This window comes from Oribacterium sp. oral taxon 108 str. F0425 (genome assembly GCF_000214455.1).
GTDB classification, from domain to species: Bacteria; Bacillota; Clostridia; order Lachnospirales; family Lachnospiraceae; genus Oribacterium; species Oribacterium asaccharolyticum.
Map to the genome: position 1 here is coordinate 954,846 of NZ_AFIH01000001.1, position 21,096 is coordinate 975,941.

General features: G+C 40.2%; 11 protein-coding genes. All 11 read left to right on the forward strand.

Translation table 11 applies throughout. The features are described from left to right. The first annotated feature begins 123 nt into the window (after positions 1-123). Positions 124-3,846: a hypothetical protein gene (locus tag HMPREF9124_RS04620; protein WP_009428918.1), complete on the forward strand. Its 3,723-nt coding sequence runs from the start codon at positions 124-126 to the stop codon at positions 3,844-3,846. Positions 3,847-4,005: 159 nt separating this feature from the next. Then, complete coding sequence (locus HMPREF9124_RS04625) at positions 4,006-5,346, forward strand: ATP-binding protein (RefSeq protein WP_009428705.1); 1,341 nt, start codon at positions 4,006-4,008, stop codon at positions 5,344-5,346. Between the two features lie 39 nt (positions 5,347-5,385). Continuing rightward, positions 5,386-6,729 (forward strand): SWIM zinc finger family protein, encoded by a 1,344-nt coding sequence (locus tag HMPREF9124_RS04630; protein ID WP_009428183.1) that lies wholly within the window; start codon positions 5,386-5,388, stop codon positions 6,727-6,729. Positions 6,730-6,855: 126 nt separating this feature from the next. Next, a complete protein-coding gene (locus HMPREF9124_RS04635; protein WP_009427919.1) occupies positions 6,856-10,362 on the forward strand; it encodes a hypothetical protein in 3,507 nt (1,168 codons plus the stop codon). A gap of 196 nt (positions 10,363-10,558) precedes the next feature. Beyond that, positions 10,559-11,302, forward strand: a complete 744-nt coding sequence (locus HMPREF9124_RS04640) for a class I SAM-dependent methyltransferase (protein ID WP_009429186.1) — start codon at positions 10,559-10,561, stop codon at positions 11,300-11,302. An 85-nt stretch (positions 11,303-11,387) separates the two neighbouring features. Next, positions 11,388-12,908, forward strand: a complete 1,521-nt coding sequence (locus HMPREF9124_RS04645; protein ID WP_009428159.1) for a hypothetical protein — start codon at positions 11,388-11,390, stop codon at positions 12,906-12,908. A 55-nt stretch (positions 12,909-12,963) separates the two neighbouring features. Next, the gene (locus HMPREF9124_RS04650) at positions 12,964-13,734 is read left to right on the forward strand and encodes a hypothetical protein (RefSeq protein WP_009429436.1); all 771 of its coding nucleotides are present in this window, start codon (positions 12,964-12,966) and stop codon (positions 13,732-13,734) included. Between the two features lie 26 nt (positions 13,735-13,760). Further along, on the forward strand, positions 13,761-17,120 hold the full coding sequence (locus tag HMPREF9124_RS04655; protein ID WP_009429184.1) for a vWA domain-containing protein: 3,360 nt from the start codon (positions 13,761-13,763) through the stop codon (positions 17,118-17,120). 16 nt (positions 17,121-17,136) lie between these two features. Next, complete coding sequence (locus HMPREF9124_RS04660) at positions 17,137-18,963, forward strand: hypothetical protein (RefSeq protein WP_009428631.1); 1,827 nt, start codon at positions 17,137-17,139, stop codon at positions 18,961-18,963. Positions 18,964-18,979: 16 nt separating this feature from the next. After that, positions 18,980-19,306 (forward strand): hypothetical protein, encoded by a 327-nt coding sequence (locus HMPREF9124_RS04665; protein WP_009428442.1) that lies wholly within the window; start codon positions 18,980-18,982, stop codon positions 19,304-19,306. 321 nt (positions 19,307-19,627) lie between these two features. Next, positions 19,628-20,986 (forward strand): ATP-binding protein, encoded by a 1,359-nt coding sequence (locus tag HMPREF9124_RS04670; protein ID WP_009428581.1) that lies wholly within the window; start codon positions 19,628-19,630, stop codon positions 20,984-20,986. Positions 20,987-21,096 lie beyond the last annotated feature (110 nt).

A 21,096-nucleotide genomic window follows, 5' to 3' on the forward strand; every position in this document is an offset into this window, starting at 1 on the left:
TAACTGAGGTTTTAAAGGCCTTCTATTGATAGGAGTCGCTGAATTAAAGAAAATGCTGGAAGAGTATAGAATGTCATTAATGAATAAAGTGAAAATGGAGGAAAGAGACTAAAAGGAGGAAGTATGATAATCGAGACAGCATTAGGAGAACTAGCAAAAGCAGGAGGAATGGAATTATTTCTATCTTCAAGTGAAAGTCTATTAAAGAAGGTTAAAGCATCAAAAGACATAAAACAATTATTCATTAATACCGGTGAATTTTTTGTTGATTATGAAAATCATGCTGATCAATTATTTGATGATATGGCCATTGTACTCTCAAAAGAGAATATGACAAAGTTGGCCAATGAGTTGAAGGACGAACCAGGTTATAAATTAAAGGATAGGCTACTCAATTCATTAATGGGAATTATGAAAGAATATGAAATCCCACACGGAATTGCTTTGTCATATGCGAACGCAATTCTATTTGCAATTATGGGGCAACTTCCGGTGGTTGCACCGGATAAATATGATCGTGTTTATCAGGCTGAATGGAAAGCGGAACAGGAAGAAAGTTTCAAGGATTTAGCAGAGAAAATTGAGGGATTAAAGAATGAACTTCAGATATATCAAAGCCGACAGCTAGAGATATTATCAGCCGACGCGATTGATTTAGATATCAGGCGTCAAACTATTGCTCCTAAGATTGGCTTAGATTTCTTTAATGTGGATGATGATACATTTAAGGAAGCACTAGCAAGTAAGAAGAATGATGAAGTTGTTGCGATAAAAGCACGATGCAAAGAAGAAGCCATATATTGCACAGTGAACGAATTATGGATGCAAGGAGAAAAACGGCCAATATTCATAGTGAAGAAGGAAGAAGATTGGAAGGGCTTACTTAAGATAAAGGGTGCTGGAAATGTTTATATACCTTGGTTTTATTCTGAGCAAATTGTGGCCATTCCTAATAATACTAATATATTTGTTTTCACTGAACGTGTTCCGTCATTTATTAAAGGGGAGATCATATTACGTCCTCGTACATACTCTACAATATTAGCGTCTTTGCAGAGGGCTGGGATGGATATAAATAAAGCCAATAAATTAGTATCAGAGACACATGGTCTGTTTGTACCCTTAAAGAAGAAACTATTTAATGGAGCATATTTAAAAGAACCTAGATGGCTAAAAGGATTACAGCGCAACATAAAGGATACTGCGTTATTGATAGGTCAATGGACAGACTGTGATGGAGATAGGGCAGTTATAGAATGTTTAAGTGGCATTAGATATCAAGACTTTATTTCAGAAATAAAGGAATATGCTAAGGATGAAGATCCTTTCATAATTATTGTGGATATTGATTCGGCAAAGGAATACTATCTGGCAAGTGCTGAGAATGCATGGGATTATATTGATGTTGATAACGATAGTGAAATCTGGAAAAAATTTAAGGATGTTCTACTTGAAGTTATAAATGAGGCAGAGAAACTATTCACATACTCATCTCAAGAAAAACTTATTGCCCAATTCAACAGAGAAAAGCTATTTTGGTCTGAGGTAATAAGAAAAGGGATGTTACGTAGTCTCATTATGAAGGCTTACTATAAAAAAGATAATAATTGCCAAGTTCAGTTAGATGCTTTGGTAAATAAAATTTTGGGATATATCCAAAGTTCAAAACAATGGCGTTATATTTCAAATTTTTTTGTTGATTTGTGTGAAGTGTCACCGAATAGTGTGCTTAATAAGTTAGAGGAAGAGCCAATAAATCCTACAGGATTAATGGAGCTGTTTGAAAATCAGTCCTCTGATTTCTTATTTGGCGAGAATGATTATATTGAGATATTGTGGGGAGTTGAGGAATTTTTTGTACAGAGAGAATATGCATTTCGTGCATATGAATGGCTTCTGTATCTTGATAATTTATCATTTGAATACAAATCAAATTCGCTGAAGGATATCTTTTGGAAATTGCTATGTACGTGGCATAATTTTTCGGCATTTAGCAAAAGTGAAGACAAAATAGAAATTGCAGAAAAAGCATTAGCAAAAGATAGAAATGCATGGGAACATATTTTTGGAGCACTACCAAAAGGGCATAGAAGTATTATGGGCGGTTTACATGTACCAAATTATAGGAATCATGTGGAAGAAGGTACAATAACAAGAAAAGAGATGTTCGATACCAGTTTGGGATATATATATCTTCTTTTAAAAGCAACTGACTTTAATCCGAAAAGATGGAAGGATCTGCTAGAGATATATGATGTAGTTGATTCAGAAATTCGAAAAAAGATTAAGGAAAAATTATTATTTGAGATTGCACAGATGGATGATGATGAAAGGCTGATAATCAAGAATGACATTAGAAGATTAGTTTATAGACATCGATATTTTGCGTCAGCTGAATGGGCTATGGGCGAAGACTTAATTGGAGAGCTGATTGAAATACTAGATTCAATAAACTTTACCCAAAAAGAATATGATTTTGAATACTTATTTATACCTTCATATGATGGCATTATTTTGGACCCAATTCCATATAATGTGGATGACAAGAGAGATATAAATGAAAGTAAAACAAAAAACCTTACTATTCAAAAAATAAAAGAGTTTAAACAAAATAATTATAGCTTGGAATTATTATCAAAATTGTGTGCTCAGGAGGAGCATTCCTGCTTGGGCCGTGTATTAGCGGATTATTGGGCTGGGGTTAATTTTGATAAAAATGTGTTTGTGTCACTATATAACTGCCAGAGTAAACATGAGATGGCAATAGAATACATTGAGGGGCTGGCTTGTAGAGGAGTTGATGTCTATACGAATGTGAATGAATTAAGTGAGAGTGTAGAGTTAGATGATGATTTTAGAATTATTCTATTCAGAATCGAAGCTATATATACTGACAAGAAACCATCAGTTGATAATGCATCAGTAGAAATAAAACGTGCATTCTGGAAAGATTTTCGATGGTTTTCATCTAATAATATGGATTGGGCAGTGGCTGAATGTCAGCAGTATGGAACTGTGAATTCATATTTGGAATTATTGTATCTATTCCATAAAAATAGGAGACTCACACCAGAGCAATTACTTGAAAAAATGCAGGGAATTGATATGTTGGAACGAGGAAACGTTAATTCGCTGACTGATTATTATTTAAAAGAATTATTAAGGCCATTACAGGAGCAATATATTATAGACCAAGAGAAATGTGCAAAGATAGCGCATATTGAGATTGCCTTCTTCTATCTTTTGGATTGGGATGATATGAAGTGCTTTCAGAAGGAAATAAAATATGATCCGGTAATGTACGCTGAGATGGTTTCAATCATATTTAGACATGAGGATGATGATCCTGAAGAAAGAAAAGCGGAAGAGTTTCAAAACTATGCAAAAGTAATACGGGAGTTATTTTACAGGGCAAAGTTTTGTCCATGCGAAGAAAATGGTGTTGTTAGTTATGGAAAAATTAAGGCGTGGGTAGATAAATTGATACGTATATTAGATTCGAATCATCAAAAAGAAATGTCTGGATATGTGTTAGGAAGGTTACTTGCATATGCGCCTAAAGCTGCTAATGGACATTATCCATGTGAAGCGGTATGCCAGATTATAGAGGAATATGGAGATGAGTCTTTACTGAGTGAATATAGCTGTGAATTGTTCAATAAAAGAGGTATGTTTAGTCCTACAGCAGGTAAAGCAGAGAAAGACATTGCAGAAGCTTATAAAGAAAATGCAGAATTTTTAAGCATTAAGTATCCAAAGACTGCTAATGTGTTTTTCAAGATATCACAAATTTATTTATATGATTCTGATATGGAAAGACGACGTGCAGAGAATAGCTATTTTTAGCCAGGCTTTTTGAAATCCGGCCTCATTTATGGATATTTATGGATATCGAATGGGGATTTTCGTCAGAAATACACTTTCACGAATGGGGATTTGCGCAGAATTTAGCTTTCTTTAAGTGGGGATTTGCGTTATACTTCCTTTGGAAAGGTGGTCTTCAGTATGAAAAAATCTGTATTTACAAGAAAAATATATAGAGAAATTCTTGAATGGAAAGAGAACCGTAGCGATAAATATGCGTTGCTGGTCAAGGGAGCACGAAGAGTCGGTAAATCTACAATAGTAGAGGAATTTGCGAAAAAAGAGTTCAAATCGTATATCATAATAGATTTTGCTCATGTAAGTAAGGACATAAAAGATTTATTTGAGGATACTTATGATTTGGATTTTTTCTTTTTACAGTTGCAGCAATTAAGCGGTACCAAATTATATGAAAAAGAGTCAGTTATCATTTTTGATGAAGTCCAGTTGCTCCCTAAAGCGAGACAGGCCATCAAGTATCTCGTTGCAGATGGTAGATATAAATATATCGAGACAGGTTCGTTACTCTCGATTAAGAAGAATACAAAGGATATTTTGATTCCGAGTGAAGAACATAAAATCTCTATGTATCCGATGGATTTTGAAGAATTTTTATGGGCAATCGGAGATGAGGTTTCCATTGAAACAATCAAGATACTTTTGGAAAAAAAGAGGCCTGCGGGGAATGCAATTCATAGAAATCTTATGAGAATTTTCAGATTATATATGCTGATTGGGGGAATGCCTCAGGCTGTAGAAACATATCTGGAAAAGAATAACTTGCAAGAAGTAGATGAGATCAAAAGGGAAATAGTGGATCTTTATGAAGAAGATTTTACAAAGATTGATGCTTCAGGCCTTACCGGTGATATATATGATGCGATTCCTGCAAATCTAAGCAGTAATGCATCGCGATATATTTTATCAAATGCGAGAGAAGGAATACGGTCGGAGCGAGTCCGTGACCTCTTGCCGGATATTTTAAGTTCTTACACGGTTAATATAGCATATCATGCCAATAATCCCGCGGTCGGCATGGCATTGGAAAAGGATGTGGGAAGATACAAGTTATTTACTTCCGATGTTGGATTGTTTGTGACCCTTGCTTTCAGAGATAAGAATTATATTGAGAATATCATTTACAATAAGTTGCTTTCCGATAAACTGGAAGCCAATTTAGGGTATGTATATGAAAATGCTGTTGCGCAGATGCTTGTTGCCAAAGGAAACAATCTGTTCTATTACACAATGGGTAATAATTCGTCCAATCATTTATATGAAATTGACTTTCTAATTTCGACAGGAAACAAGATATGTCCTATAGAGGTGAAGTCGGGAAATTATCGATGCCATAAATCATTGGATCAATTTTGTGACAAGTTTAGAAGCCGTATAGGGAATAAATATCTTGTTCATACTAAGGATTATAAGTGGGAGAACGGAATCAACTATATTCCGGTATATATGCTTCCATTTTTATAAGATGCACATAGGAATTCCTTTGTCATGAGAGGAGCACACATGAGAGAATTTAAAAGCATATCCGGCCTGTATGACGGTAACTTAGCCTTATCCATAGCGCCTGCCCTCACCCCCAAGGGGATAGAGGAAAATCCATTGTTTTTTCAGGGAGAAATCGTGAATCCTGCGATTATCGCGGGAGGGATTTTGGTTCTTGCGGATATTGTGAGCACAAGATATTTTCAGTATGTGCCGGTGGCGCAGAAAGACCCCGTGCTTTCTGCCCAGGGGGATAGGCTTAGAGCGGAATGCTTTTCTGCTTGTAACGGTGTTTATGCAAGGCTGGATATATTTCAAACTGCCTTGGATGGAGAAATTCTTTACGGCACCACCAATGTGGATATAGGCGTCAAGCTAAGACAAGCCCTTTGTAAAATCAAACAGGGAGATAGATTAAAGTTTCTTATCGGCGATGAGGGCTGGAAGAGCTTGCACAGTAAGAAACTTTCGGACGGAACTTTGCTAACGGATATTCTGATAGAGCGCCTCGTGGAAATGCCGGATCGCTGGATTCGAGCTCTGGGAAATTGCGCTGTGCTTCATCAAAAAATGAAATACAAATTCCACCTTGAAGGAATGCAGGCAAAGGCCTTTATTGCAGGGCTTCCGCCTGTTACCGGAAAGGAACAATCCGGATGGCTCTGCCCCACAAAAACCGGTGCAATCTTAAAGCTACGGGAAGAAAAAGACAGCGTATATATCAGCGGTCTTCATAGGCTTAGTGCACTGAAGCGTCTCATGAGCCATGTGAACAGGATTAACTTTTATGCTCCCGAAGGGACTGCTCCCGGGCAAATGATGATAGAAGTCTGTATGAGCGGCGCAAGCATTACCTTGAGCCTTACGGCGAAGAGCTATGAAGGCTATTCCGGAGAAGGGGCTTTGCTGGAGGCACTTTCTAATTTAGAGACTTTGGAATGTGCCGACAGAATCGATAACGAATTGAATTTTGAGCCCAAAATTAAACTTGAAAATATCTCTGCATCCCTGGGCTTGGATAAGAAAAATGTTCATGATGCTATGGAACTGCTTGCTGTTTCAGGAAAGTTGGGCTTTGATGTTCATGAAAATGCATTTTTCCATAGAGAGCTTCCGGATGACCCGGATAGAGTCTTAAAGGACAATCCGAGACTTGTGGCGGCGAAAAAACTTATGGAGGACACCGTCTTTGTAGAGGATTCCCTTTGGTATGTGCAGTCGGGAGAGACAAACTACAGAGTGATTTACCCGGAAGGATCCGGAGTGGAAAATGCAAAATGCACTTGTACATGGTATTTAAAGCATAAAAACAGCAGAGGCCCATGCAAGCACATTTTGGCGGTGAAGCTAAGAAAGGGAATATAATTCTAAGCAGATAAGCAATATAGTCAAAGGACTATAACTTAGCAAGTAATATAATCTAAAGACTGTAAGCCCATAGGGTGACAAGGGGATATCGTTCGGCTGGAAAAGTATATAAAGGAGTTTAACATGGCAAGCAAACTGGAAAGAGCTGTTGAAATCTATCGTTCTTTGGGATACGAGGAAACGGCTTATGAAGATATCTTAAGCCTTGGAATAGGTACGAAGGAAGAGCAAGGGATTGCAAGGGATGGTCTGAAATCCGGAGAATGGGTGCAAATCAAACAATTATCCGAGAACAGCTACGGCTTTGCTCCGGTTGTGGATGTTGACCTTAAAAAGCTTGCCGTTTTTGCTGTTCGCATCGGTGTGGAGGCGAAGAGGGCGGCAAATGTGATAGGCCGGGGAGATGAAATTGCTCTTCAGGCAATTATGGATAGAGGTGAGAACTATGCAATCCAGTTCATTTCCGCTGCCGAAAGCGGCAATAGGAGAGCCTGGGAGCATTCCCTCTCCGTCCTGGGTATGCTTTGCCTGAAACTTCTCCACAGGATGAATCTCCCTATTCCGGATTCCGTGGAGTATATGAAAGACTGGGCAGCAGCTTCTTCGGTGATATTGCTGGGGGCAAAAAAGGATTATCTCTTCGATGAGAGCTTTACGCTGGAGAAGGAAGAAATTCTGAGAAGATTTATAGAGCATATCGAAAAGGGAATTTCCCTAAATATGCCCGGAACAGGCCCCTTTCCCGAGTTGCTTTTCTTTGGAGTAGAGAAGCATTTGCTTAGTAAAGAAGCGGCAAAAGAGTATATCTTTGATGCGCTGTACATTGCGAAAAGACCCGGCGACAGAAAAGCATGGGTAGAGCTTTTGGATAAGCTTGGCTGTGCAGAAAAGGATTTTATGGATAGGGCGGAAAATCTTATTCCGCTACTGGGGCTTGGGGAGAGTCCTCTTTTAGAGCGATTTGCCCCGGTTCTTATAGAAAATATTTCCGAGGAACTTCTGTATCCGGTTTTGATTTCCTGTACTTCCGCAAAGGTCAAGAAAACGAAGAAGATGCTTTTAAATTCTGCCTTAAAGCGAGAGAAGCCAAAATCCGCCAATGACTTTGCAGAATGGCTTTCCCTTTATTTGCAGGATGAGGATAAGAGTATTGCCGGTCTTGCAGAAAAATTGGTCCTGTCCTGGGGGCTAATATTAGAACAAGAAGAAAGTAATAAAGAATTGCGGGGCTTATGGAGAGAAAGCCCTAAGCTTTGGGAAGTTCCAAGATTTAGCTTGGGAGAGGGAACGGCGGAAAGCTTAACGGACATGGTTGCCCTGCTTTCCGATAGAAAGGAGTGTGTAGAAGACCTTCTTTTTGAACAGTTCCTTGCCTTGGCAAATCACATTGCATACAAAAATCCGGAAGAAGCCAAAATGAGTCTTCTGGGAATTCCCAACAGCGATTCCGGCATTTTATGGACGTTGGGGAGATGGGCAAGAGGAATAGAAACCAAGCCGGTGGAGGAAAGTCGGCAAAGATTTTGGCAGGGGGAGAAAGAAATTGTAAGGATAGAGTATCGGGAACTCTTAACCATGCGAAGAGAGAACCTTTTTCGTACCATAGGACAATGGCCTTGTTTACTCAGCACCCCAAGCTTTGAAGACTTAAGCATTTCCGTAGTGGATTTCCTGGAGCGACTAAGCCTGTACCGGGCGGAAAAATTCTCCTATGTATCGGAGCCGGACTTACAGCTTGCATTAACAAGACTGGATATGGAGAGATTTGCAAAGGAAGATAGAAGTAAATGCACGGAAAAGCTAAAGGAAATTGACTTGAAAGTTCAGCTTCCCTCCGGAGAATTTTTGCAGGATGAAGAGGGAAAGGATATTTTGCTGGGGGAGTTGATTGCAGCTTACTTGCAAGACCCCTATGTAGAACCGGACTTTTTCCCGGGAGAAACGCCCTATTGGAAGGTGGAATTAAAAACGCCGGAAAGCCTTAAGGCACTACCTTATAGACTGGCTTACAGTCATAACGCACTGTTTTCGATTTTTCCGAATTGGGGAGATTATTCCCTTACGGCGGTGCATAGAGATTTTGAAGTTTATCATGGACAAGGCATCATTTTACGACAGCTGGCAAGAAGGAGAAAGCCCTTAAGTAAGGGGGCTCTCATGAACTGGATTGCGGTATTTGGAAGGCTTAGTGATGAAAATGCGGAGGATGCGCTAAAGGCAAACCAGGAAGCCTGGGAAAGAGGGCTTTTACTTCCCGGACTGGCGGATATTTCCTATTTGGATTGGAGCGGCGGGGAGCTGTCCAACCTGGCAAATCTTGCTGCTGCCATGGACTTTATGGCAAATGAGGGGATGCTGAGTTTAGTTTGGAAAGTAGCTTGTGACGCTGTGGAGCAATCCTTAAACTCGCCTAGAATCCTGGCCGGAACTGCGGAGATTGTAAAGCTTTTAAGAGATTATCTGGATGAGACAATTTTTGCCGTAGAAAAAAATCTTGCCTCGAAAGAAGCACTGGAAATGAAGCCTATCCGCATTTTGGCAGGGAAAAGCGGCTCCTCCAAGGCGGTATCTTATGCAAAAGAAATCCTTGAGAAGTTGCTTTCCATAGAGACAGAGCAGATACAGAGTACTGAAAACATAGGATTCAGAGAAAAATTCAATCTAAAAGATGGCGCAGCGCTAAAAGATGATGTAGATCTAAATGATAATAGAAGCCTAAGAGAGAATCGAGGAACTATAGAAAATACATCAAAAAGTAAAACGATAGCTTCCGTAGAGACCCCCGCCCCCGCTGATTTTGAGAAAGTATGGCTTCCTTTACCGGAAGGAAAAGAACTCATAGAAGACCATGCTACTTTTCGGATAAAGGCCATAGAACTAAGAAAAAAGGAAAAAGTTTTTCAATTCGACCTGGATTTGCCGGAGGATTCAGACTGTTCCTATCGGGTGGTCATTGCCGGATGGTTGTATGGACTGGCTCATGAGGGGCAGGTTTCAGGAACTAAGATAGACCGTAGGGGAGACCGAAACGACAAAATAGACGCTGAAAAAGAAGTATGGCTTCATTATGATAAGGAAAAAGGGAAGCTTGTGGTCAGCGAGTTTAGAAACTGGAGAGGGGGAGACAAGGCTCCCCTGGAAGGCGAGGCTACGCCCTATTCCAAACTGTTTTTAAGCTTTGTAGTAGCACTTTTGGCTCAGGATGGAGACAGCATTTACGGGGCAAAGAGTTTGTTTAAAGAATTGGTTCAATCCGGTACTTTATCTTTAAAGATAGTGAGAGAAATTACAAGACTACTCTTAAGCTATGAAGAAATCAGTCCTGCAAAGCTTGTACGCATTGTGGAAAAGGAGAGTGAGCTTCTAAGCATTTGTTGGGGTATGCTTTGGGAATGTATAAAAGATGCGGGAGCAAAAACGGTGGAAACAGGAAAGCCGCCTGCCTGGATCAATAGAATTTTAGATATTTGCATCTATTATGCAGTGTATTTAAGAGAAGCCGCTAAAAGAGGATCTATTTCGAAAGAAGATGCCCTGTGGCCCGGTCTTTTGGAAATGGCAAACTGCGGTGCGAAGTCTACTGCGGTTAAAAAAGCGAAGGAGCTTTTCGAAATATTGGGAATCGCATGATATCCGGCTTCTTGGATTTCTATATAAAAAAATGCAGATTGGAACAAAAAAATCATCTTAGGGATGAAAGTATTTTTGCAAGATAACATGGAGGCAAGCGTGTAGAATAGTTCTATATTGAAGGAAAGTACTACTATCTTTATAATAGGAACGAAGATTTAGCTTAACTGATAACGGATAGGGAGGCAATGCATAGATGGCAGGACGTGTATATGGGGAAAAAGTGAGTATTGATACGAAAGGCACTGTTTCCTTTTATGATCAAAGAGCGAAAACAATCAAAAATAGAGAGCAGGAATATACTACCGTTTTGTTGGGAGATCAAGACCCTGAATATGCGGTGAAATGGGATGAATACGAAAAGGGTTTTATTCTTCCCAAATTAGGGCTGAATCGCAACAAAGTGATTCTGGATTTGGGCTGTGGGATGGGAAGGATGGCGGATGCGGTTTCCGATCAGTGCAAGGAATATTATGGTGTTGATTTTTCATCGGAGATGATTGCCGTGGCAAAACAGAACAGCGGAAACAGAAACTGCCATTTTTATACCATGTCTATTGTGGATGCCCTTTCCAATCCTCAAATCACAACTCCTCAGTATGACATTGTTCTTATGGCCGGTGTTTCCATGTATATTAATGAAGATGAGTTGATGGAGTCTTATCGACTTTTAAGGCGCTTAGTGAATCAGAACACTTTACTTTATTTTGAAGAGAGCGTCGGAAAAAAGGAAAGGTTGACTTTAGACCATATCTGGTCAGAGAACTTAAAGGATTACTATGGTGCAATCTATAGAACTCGTGAGGAATATAAAAGCCTAATTCGGGAGTGCATGAAGGGGGCAGAGTTTGTAGAGGAAGGCTATATGAATTTTTTGGATAAAAAAGAGCAGTCGGAGACGAGTCATTGGTATGCGCTATTAAAATGCAGGGAGGACTAAATCTTATTTTTGCAGATAAATCTTGCCATTTTTAAGAATATAAGAGATAATAAAATTATTCTAAACTAATCGCTTGAGGTGGCAGATGGAGATCCATTTAAAATCCAGAACAGTTAAATATGTTTCCGTAACAGTAGCTTTTCTTCTTGTAACAACGTTTCTCCTCTATCTTTTCAATATGGACAAAGCCATAGAATCTCTGCCGGAAATCAATTATTTTGATCTTTTACTAGGGCAGATTGCCAATACCTTGATTGTCCTGTCTTTAACATCGGTTTTATCCTCAAATTTCGGACAGGCCTATTGGGTGGATATCAAAGAAACAAAACTGATTAAACCCTTTTGGACCTGTTTTACCGGAATCACGGTGTATCTTTTAACGGCATTACTTTATTCCATTTTGATGTATGCGATAGGGAGATATGCCGGCGTTTTGTTATCTGCAGTTTTTTCAACAGTTCTCTTAGTGATTCTTTCTTTTCAAATGATCAGTATCTATTTCGGAAAGGAAGGGATTAAAAAGCAGCTGCGAGAAGAGTATGAACAGTTGCTTCGTCTTACGAATTATCCATATGTATCGGATTATCTTTATAAAATCAAAAAACTGGAAAAAGAGCTGAGAGAATGCGCTTCTCCCGAAAAGGAGGACCTATGTCGGGCTTTACAAACGGAAATCCGGGGGTTAGAGAAAAAACTGAATTCCGGAGATGAAAAGCAGGTGGAAGAAGCACATAAGGAGTATGTCAAAAGAAGTGTAGATGCACATGAAACTTTAAAAAACATAGATAGAAAGCTTGAGGAATATACAAAAAATGCAATAAAAAACAATGATTCGGAAGTGATTATCGAAAATATTGAGCTGTTGGTGTCCGCGGAAAATGATATTACTTTGTTTCGGCTAATGGAGGATTTATTTTCCTGGGATGAACGCTATTGCTGTAAAGTCCTTCGACAAGTAAACGAGAGAGGCACAAATTTCATTATTAATAGAGAAATGCACTTTTTCAAACGATTTGCTTTACAAAAATTGATGGAAGGAAGCGGAAAACTGTCAGCAATACAATTTTTACTCTCCATTTATGATCAGTCGAATCTCGGCATGAAAAATTTAAGAGAGGATTTAAAGAGAATAGATTCTGAACGCCAAAAATTACGTAGTAAAGAACTGGAATTGAATAAGGTGATGCTCGGCGATGAGGATATTGGAGAAGGGTACAGGAAAGTTAAGCGGGAAAATAAACAACTGGAAGAAGAGAAGAAGGCTTTAGAAGAGGAGATACTCACTCTCCTTGGGTCTTGCACGACGAAGGATTTGCGAAGCTATTATTTACCGCTGGAGGAGTGCTACCGTGCTTATGAGGAGGGAAAGTACGAGATTGCCAATAAATATATCACGGTAATATTGGAATGCTTCCGCGTGGATATTGATTTGATCAGATTTGATACGGGAATCATGGATATTCCGGATAGTGGCATTTCTTTTTCCTATTTTACGGAAGAAGAGTTTTCGATTGTAGAGAGACTCATAGAACAGGACAAGCTGAAAGCGGCCATTTCGGAGATGAATAAGAAGGCTCTCCTTAGTATGAAGGAAATCAAGCTTTAAAGAGTGGCGGAAAATAGATTATCTTGGATTACAAAATCTAAAAAGAGGTGAAGGAATGAATATTTACTTACAACTTGGTCTTGGCTTATTGCCCGGAGCGGTAGTTGCTACAGTACTTTTGGTAAAAAGAAAGGCCTTTCAAGTTCAAAAAATCATAATTTCGCTGCTCCTACTGGTTTTGAGCGGAGGACTTCTGTTTCGCGGTCTGTCCGCTTTTGCATCGGAATTAAAGCATAAGCCCGTGCTGTCACAGAAAAAGATGACTGAATTCATGAATGCGCTGATTGATGAGAAAGCCTATCCGGAAGCGGAGGAGGTTATAGAACAGTACAGTGAGGCATACGGCTATGATGACGAGTGCAGGCTGGCAACGGCCAGAATGGCTTTGTTGCAGGGAGAGTATGACCGGGCCTATCCGCTTTATCTTTATTTAAGTGAAAATACCAAGTTGATTTCCAAAAAATCGGAGGAGCTTCTTTTAGCGTCGGAACAGATGCAGGATCCGCTATCCGATGTCATTATGGCGGATTATCTTACGAGCCAGGGAAAGGATATCACGGAATACGGCTATTCCAAGGAGCAATATGAGACGGCTAAGAAGGCGCTGGAAAAGCAAGACGGCAAAATAGAGAAAAAGGTGGAGAAGGCCATTCAGAGCTCTTATTCCGTTTCCAAAACGGCGAAGGAGTATGCGGAGGCGGTTTCCGAGGTTTCTGCAGACTATGCAAATATAGGCGAAGAAGAAACAAAATCTACAGCGAAGTACAAGAAGCTTTTTTCCGAGATGGAAGAAAAAATAAGGAGTATTTCTCTATTGATTCCATAAACAAGGCTCGTATCAAATCGTATGTTATGGACGGAGATTTTGCAGAGCTTACCGAGAATCTGAAAGCGGATTCTTCCTATCATGAATCTATGATAGCGGCGGAATTGTATATGGGTAATTTGGTAGGGGAAAAGGACTTCTCCGACGCATTCCAAAGCATTGACAGTCGGGATGCGGAGCAGCTTACAAGGCAACTGAATAAGATTTACCGCAATATCCACGAGGATATGACCGTACAGGAAAGGAAGGCGCTAAAGGCACGCGTGGAGGCATTGGACCGACAGTTGGAGGAGCCTGTCCTTTACACCATCAAGGAGAATTTAACGAAAGCGGCAGAGGAAGAAGCCGGCACAGATGCCACGAAGGTGAATCTGGAGCTTGCAAAAATTGAAAACTATTTCGGAAATGAAGTTTCAACCGATCAGTACTTAAGGGAGGCTATTTACAGTTCCCAGGACAATGAGGACGATAGCTATGTTGCAGCCATGTCTCAAATTATCGGTGTAATTGAAAATGATGACGAGGATGAGTCGGAAAATATTAAAAATGTATCAAACTATGTAGATACGGTGCTGGATCACTCTTTGACCGTGGATGTAGAGGAAATTATTTCTTCCAAAGCGGATGCGGTGATGCCCGAGCAGGAAAATACGGAGGATGCGGATACTTCCGTCGATTCTAAAAAACAAAAGAAAACAAAGAAGAACTCTTCCGATACGGAGGAAGAAGAGAAAAACAAGAAATTTTCACAGGCTGCCGTGGAATACGTCAGTAAGGCAAAGACCGCCATTTCCATAGGACAAATCAATACGGAAAAGTTTGAAGAGATTACGGCTGTCGTGCAGATTGACAGCAATTACAGTGATGTAAAGGATTTACAGAAGGCACTGAAACTCTATGACTGCGGAACGGAAATCACGGATTTTAGCATAAAGAAGCTGGATTATACGGCATCGAACATTATTCTGGTTTGTGACGTTTCAGGCAGTATGCAAGGCAGCATAGAGGACTTACGGCAGTCGGTGCTCCGCTTCATTCAGGATAAGAATAAGAATGAAAATCTTTCTATCGTAACTTTCAATGACAGAATCGTGGATGCGGCATCCTTCGGCGCTTCTGACGATAAGCTGATAGACCTTGCGGAAAGTATGGAAGCCGATGGCGGAACCGATATGTTCCATGCCGTTGTAGACAGTCTGTCTAATTACGGAACAAAGTCTACGGAAAGCAATGTTCTGATTCTTATGACGGATGGACAGGATAACTATCCGAAGACGGCAGAGGAGATTCAGAGAGAGATAGGGAAAAAGGCACAGCAGCAGGGGATTACCATTTACACCATGGGACTCGGTAACGAAGTCGATACCGCTTATTTGAGTACGATAGCCTCCAGCGGAAACGGAAAATTTGTCTATGTGTACGACAGTTCCAGTCTGAGCTCCTTCTACGATATGTTGCACGCACAGGTTTACAGTCAGTATGAAGTAAAATATAAGGCGGAAGATACACTGACGATGTCCGGCAGAACCCTGGAACTTACTTTACCGGCTGAAAACAGCCGAGATGTAAAAACATATTCTTTAGAAGGCGCTGCAGACAACGAAAATGCCTTAGGAGCTATGCAGGATGTCCGAATCGACGGTGTTTTTCCAAGGTTTGTCTATAAAGGAATGCAGGATACAACGGTTCGGTTAAAGGGAGAAGGATTTCAGGAAAAGGACAAGATTTCAGTCAAATTAAACGGCAATATCGACTATACCCTTACGACAAAGTATATCGATAAAGAAACCTATGAAATGACCGTGCCTGCCGGCATTGCAGTCGGTTCTTACAATGTGGAAGTCAGCTTTAACGGAAAAAAGAAAGTGATACAAAAAGGATTTTCCGTTATTGCAGATGGTGATCAAAAGAAAACGGTTTTCGGGCCTTATGTGTTTACTTCCGCGGAAAAAATAGAGAACGCCGAGAATGATTATACCTTAAGCGGGGCAGTGACTTTAAACGGCTGGCTTCATTTTAAAGGGGATATTCACTTACAGGGAGACTTGGAAAATGACGGCTCCATCAGCGTATCGGATTACGATGGCTCCTACATTCAGTATGATGTGTCCGGTTCGGAAGGTATTGCAAAGTATATGGCAGAGAAAGGCATTGCCATACAGTTCCCGAGACTGGAAGATTTCAGATTATACAATGATCCGCAGAATATCTATGATTACAAAAAATATAAGGTGGATGATATCTCTACGGGCTTGCTGGAAGTGGTCAATCTGACCAAGTTTGATAAGGTGACAGCAAGATTGTACCCCAATAGTATAGGTTTTTATTACAAAACCGGTACAACAATCCTCCCTTACCAGAAGCAAATCCTAAAAGCTACCGGAAATTTGCAATTGTTCAAGTTTTCTGCAGAGAGTGATGCGATATTTACGAACAAAAAAATCGGTGTTTTGATAGATGTGTCCTACAAAGATCCGTCTAAATCGGAATTCATCCATAAGATTAACTTTATGAACTCTCCCGTGTTTTTTAATGGTGAATTCAAGATACATGTTGACACTATAAAGAATGAATACACTGTGGGGGGCTTAATACGATTTGATTTCTTCATGGATGGCGGAGTGGGAGCAGAGATTTCTTGGAAAGAGAATCTGATACCGAATTATGCGCAAGTAACCACAGAGCTTCCGAAAGCGATTAAATTGCCTACAGCGATTCCGGTTGAAGTTAATGATTTTACCTTTAAAGTCTCTGATATTGATAAGGCTGCGGAAAAAGGGGCTTGGGCAAGTCTTAAATTTACGGGGAAAGCAAGCCTCAGTACCTTAAAGATAAAAGAATATATACCTGAGTTAAAGCCGTTTGTAGGGGACCTCAGTCTATTGGAGATGCCCGAAACGGAAGCAACGCTCAGGGTGGCTCCTATTACCGCGGAAGCTAAGGCAAAATTAAAATTCTTAAGTGAGATTCAGCTGGTGGATGCAGAGCTTCATATAGGAACGTTTAATTATAGTAACAGTCTGCTTGCTTTGGATGATATTGAGGTAGGAGGACTCTCTGCCAAGGTTAAGGCGGGACTATTCTGGGAAACGGCAGATAAGAGGATTTCCATTGATTCAACAGGAACCGGAGAACTGGATGCGCACTCCCGATTTGTCGGCCTATATTATGTGGGAACAACTAAATATGATATCAGCTGGTGGATGATCAGTCTCGAGCACAAAAAAGAAGGAGAAATGGCCTTTGGACTCTATCGAAATCATGATGGGAAATTGCAATTAATTTTTACTACACGAAATCAGGACAGTGACGGCAAAGTGCGTGGTGAATTTTACTATATCGATGAAAACGGAAGAATCGGAAACAGAAACGGTACGTTAACATAGCTTCGGGGGAGATTGTATGTTGAAAAATATCAGAAAAATCAGTTTTATACTCTGCTTTTTGCTTTTGTTTAGTCTCTTCCCGTTTACCGCCTATACGGAACCGAAGCAAAGCATTATTGCAAACCTGAGTACGCCCGGAGACCTTACGGTTATGTTTACCTATGATGCGGAAAAGGTGGACATTACCTTTATCTCTCCTTCAGGGGAAAGGCTTGGTGCCGGAAGTGAAGGCGTTGAAATGAAAGAGGGAGATCTGTGGAGAACTTACCGCATTAAAGGCGCCGCGGCGGGAGACTGGTCCGTGGAATATGACTTGGGTTCCAATAAGGAGATTAACTACTCCATTCTCAGGGATAACTACGGACTTTGGATTCAGTATTTTACTTTGGGAGAGCTTAAGGAGGACGGGATAGACCTCAGTTTCCAAGCGGACTTTGAGGGAGAAAACGTATATTATACTTATGAGATTTATGCGATCAGTTCTTCCGACCCGGAAAACCGCAATAAGATCATGGATGGGATGGCAAGTGCAAATGAGGCGACAGCTGCTCATGCGAATCTCAGTGCTTTGCCCGGTGGCGATTATACCTTGCGACTCGATGTGCATTACAATGACGGAGAAGCCGAAGTTTTTGATTCGGCGAGCACGGAGTCTTTCAGCTATTCCAATCCCAACGAAAAGAGTGAAATTGCGGACTATATAGTTAAAATTGATAAGCATGAGCATATCTGCACGATAGATTGGTCCGATTTTACCGATTGGTCTTATCAGAACTATAAATTGCTGGTAGTGGCTGACGGAGAAACCATTTATAAGGGCGAATTTGAGAATGATGTGAAAGACAGTTCCATCGTTTTTTCGGAAGGAACCAAGAATCTGGAGATTCAGTTGGCTTATCGTTCCGACTCCATTTGGTCAAAGTATAAGGTAAAAAAGATTGACCTCGATAAGGAATACCTTAGCTTAAAGGCGGAGCAGATTACATCTTCCTCCCAAATCTCTCTTGAGTATAAGGTAGAGAAGGAAAGAGAAGTAAAGGTCAGTGTAAATGGAAAAGAGGGGCAGTATAAGGTAAAGGATAGCGGTTTCTTATCCTTTGACCTGGAAGATATGGGAAATGAGATTTATGCGGAAATGGGAGTAGAGGATTCGGTTTTCTATATTGTGGATTCCTCTGTCTATTCCGATACCATCCCGCCATCCATCACCTTGTTTGAAAATCTGGACGGAAAGACCTTTTTTACAAACAGCGTTACGATTATGGGGAAGATGACGGGGGGAAATGAGTTAAGTATTGCGGGAAAGGCGGTTGCATTGGATTCCTCCGGTAACTTTTCTTATGTTTTTTCCTTGAGTCCGGGAGAAAATGTGCTGGAAATTCTGGCAAAGGACGCAAACGGAAATGCCGCTTCCAGAACCTTGACCTTATACCGAGGAGGAGGGGTACTGAACAAAAAGACCGATGTAAAGAGCTGGAAAAGTTTTTTTCCTGCCATTCTGGGAGCGGTGTGCAGTCTTTTTGTGATAATCCTATCCGCATTCTTCATGAAGAGGAGAGGGAAGGGAGAGAAAAAGAGAGGAGGACTCCTTCTTTCACTTGTTCTTTTTGATGGAATCTTTGCAGCAGGAACAGTGCTCTGTGCTTGGCAGTTTGTGGAGCGTTTTCGTTTTGCGAATTCTCTTAAGTATCTGGATTTGGTAGAGAAATCCGCATCCAAGGCCGCCGAATATCTTATATGGGAACGCATTTTCGGTCTCTGTGCGATAGGCAGTTTGATTTTGTTCTTGCTTTGCCTTACAGGAACCGTCCTTTTCCTTCGGAAGAAGAAAACGGTTCAATAAAAGCGAGGAGGATGGTATGGAAAATATAATCTTTGCAGTAATTTTGATTCTTTTCCTGTCCTATGCTTTCAACAAATACGGCTTTACGGAAGAAGGCAGAACCTATGGTGTATGTAAGGAAGTCAAGGTGGAATTTACCAGGGATAACGGTTCACCCTACAATGAACAGTTAAGAGGCATGGACAGTCGGATGTACAGACCGTATATCGAGTATAGCTGGAAAGGGGAACAGTATCTTGCAAAAGCCTACAGAGCCTACCAAAGAGCAAAGATTTTCCCGGGAGACAGAGTGAAGATTCGAGTAAGTAAAAAGGATAAGGAAGTGGTGGATATCTTGAGTTAAAGAAAAGGGGCTGTAAAAAACGCCCCACAAAAAGACCGACAAATCCGGCTAAGGCCGGTTTATCGATCTTTTTACATGCTTAGTGGTAGTCAACTTCTAGTTGACTACCACTTTGTAAATTTTTACCTGCGCATAATCAAAGATTTTGACCTTCCTATATCTGCGTATAATCAAAGATTGGAGTGTATCTATACCTGCGCATAATCAAAGTTTATAGGTTTTCCATACTTGCGTATAATCAAAGACTCGCCTATAATATGCCCAGAATTCAAGCTTTATGATGGGATTAAGCCATTGTTCATCAAAAGGAAGGATAGCACTATGGTTCTCAAAAGAAAAATCTATGCTAAATTGCTGGAATGGAAAGAAAACAGCCAAGGAAAGAAGGCTATCATGGTGGAAGGAGCCAGACGAATCGGTAAGTCCACCATCGTAGAAGAATTTGCAAAAAAAGAATACGAATCCTATATCATCATAGACTTTGCTAAAAAGGATAAAAACGTGGAGGAGTTCTTTAATCTTTATTTGAATCGCCTGGATGATTTGTTTATGATGCTGGGAACCTACTTTAGCGTAAAGCTGATTTTCGGAAAATCGGCAATTATTTTTGATGAGGTACAGAGCTTTCCCCAAGCCAGAGCAGCGATAAAATATCTTGTGGCCGATGGCAGATATGACTATATAGAAACCGGTTCCTTAATCTCCATAAAGGAAAATATTCAGGATATTGTGATTCCCTCGGAAGAGCGAAGCATCAATATGTATCCCCTGGATTTCGAAGAATTTGCTTGGGCTCTCGGTGAAGAACAGCTGATAGACTATATCAAAAACTGTTTTGGAAAAAGAGAAGCTTTAGAAAGAGGCATGCATAATAAAGCCATGCATCTATTCAAGCAATACATCTTAGTGGGCGGAATGCCTAAGCCGGTTTCTTTATTTGTAGAAAGAGGAAAAGACTTTACTGCCGTAGATGCAGAAAAACGAGATATTTTGAAGCTATATCGAAATGATATTATGAAAATCAAAGCCCAATATAGGAGTAAGGTTCTTGCTATTTATGACCAAATACCCGGGCTTCTGTCCCAACATGAAAAACGTGTAGTGTTCAAAACTATACAGGAGGGAAGCTATGCAGAGCAATATAGTGAAACCTTCTTTTGGCTTTCCGATTCCATGATATCCAATGAATGTTTCCTCTGTAGCGATCCTAATGTTGGCTTGTCCCTGTACGAAGACCGTAGCTATGTAAAATGCTATATGGGAGATACCGGCCTTTTGCTAAGCCATGCTTTTGATGAAAATGAACTCTTGGAAGGTGAAATCTATCGGCAGATTTTAAACGATAAATTGTCTTTAAATGAAGGTATGCTTTACGAAAATGTTATTGCGCAGATGCTTGTTGCCAATGGCCATAAACTGTATTTCTATACCCATTATTCTGAAGAAAAACATAGAAATGATATAGAAATAGACTTTATCATCTCCAATAACAGTAAGCTAAAATACAAGATGTTTCCCATAGAAGTGAAATCCGGAAAACGATATACCACAAACTCTTTAACACGCTTTATGGAAAAATACAAAGCTCGAATTGGAGAGGCATATATTATTCATCCAAGGAATTTACTGATTAAAGAGGATATTCTCTGCATTCCCCCTTATATGACAATCTGTCTATAAAAAAGAGCTTATAAAAATAGTTAAGATTTATATGCAGTATAGGTCTGAAATTAGGGCACGCTCTCGCTAGCTTAAAATTCATAACGAGATATCGTGTGCAAAGCGTACGA

Coding starts and splice junctions, on each gene's coding strand:
- HMPREF9124_RS04630 (WP_009428183.1), top strand. CDS start 5,386: ATGAGAGAATTTAAAAGCATATCCGGCCTGTATGACGGTAACTTAGCC.
- HMPREF9124_RS04635 (WP_009427919.1), top strand. CDS start 6,856: ATGGCAAGCAAACTGGAAAGAGCTGTTGAAATCTATCGTTCTTTGGGA.
- HMPREF9124_RS04640 (WP_009429186.1), top strand. CDS start 10,559: ATGGCAGGACGTGTATATGGGGAAAAAGTGAGTATTGATACGAAAGGC.
- HMPREF9124_RS04625 (WP_009428705.1), top strand. CDS start 4,006: ATGAAAAAATCTGTATTTACAAGAAAAATATATAGAGAAATTCTTGAA.
- HMPREF9124_RS04670 (WP_009428581.1), top strand. CDS start 19,628: ATGGTTCTCAAAAGAAAAATCTATGCTAAATTGCTGGAATGGAAAGAA.
- HMPREF9124_RS04655 (WP_009429184.1), top strand. CDS start 13,761: ATGGACGGAGATTTTGCAGAGCTTACCGAGAATCTGAAAGCGGATTCT.
- HMPREF9124_RS04645 (WP_009428159.1), top strand. CDS start 11,388: ATGGAGATCCATTTAAAATCCAGAACAGTTAAATATGTTTCCGTAACA.
- HMPREF9124_RS04665 (WP_009428442.1), top strand. CDS start 18,980: ATGGAAAATATAATCTTTGCAGTAATTTTGATTCTTTTCCTGTCCTAT.
- HMPREF9124_RS04650 (WP_009429436.1), top strand. CDS start 12,964: ATGAATATTTACTTACAACTTGGTCTTGGCTTATTGCCCGGAGCGGTA.
- HMPREF9124_RS04660 (WP_009428631.1), top strand. CDS start 17,137: ATGTTGAAAAATATCAGAAAAATCAGTTTTATACTCTGCTTTTTGCTT.
- HMPREF9124_RS04620 (WP_009428918.1), top strand. CDS start 124: ATGATAATCGAGACAGCATTAGGAGAACTAGCAAAAGCAGGAGGAATG.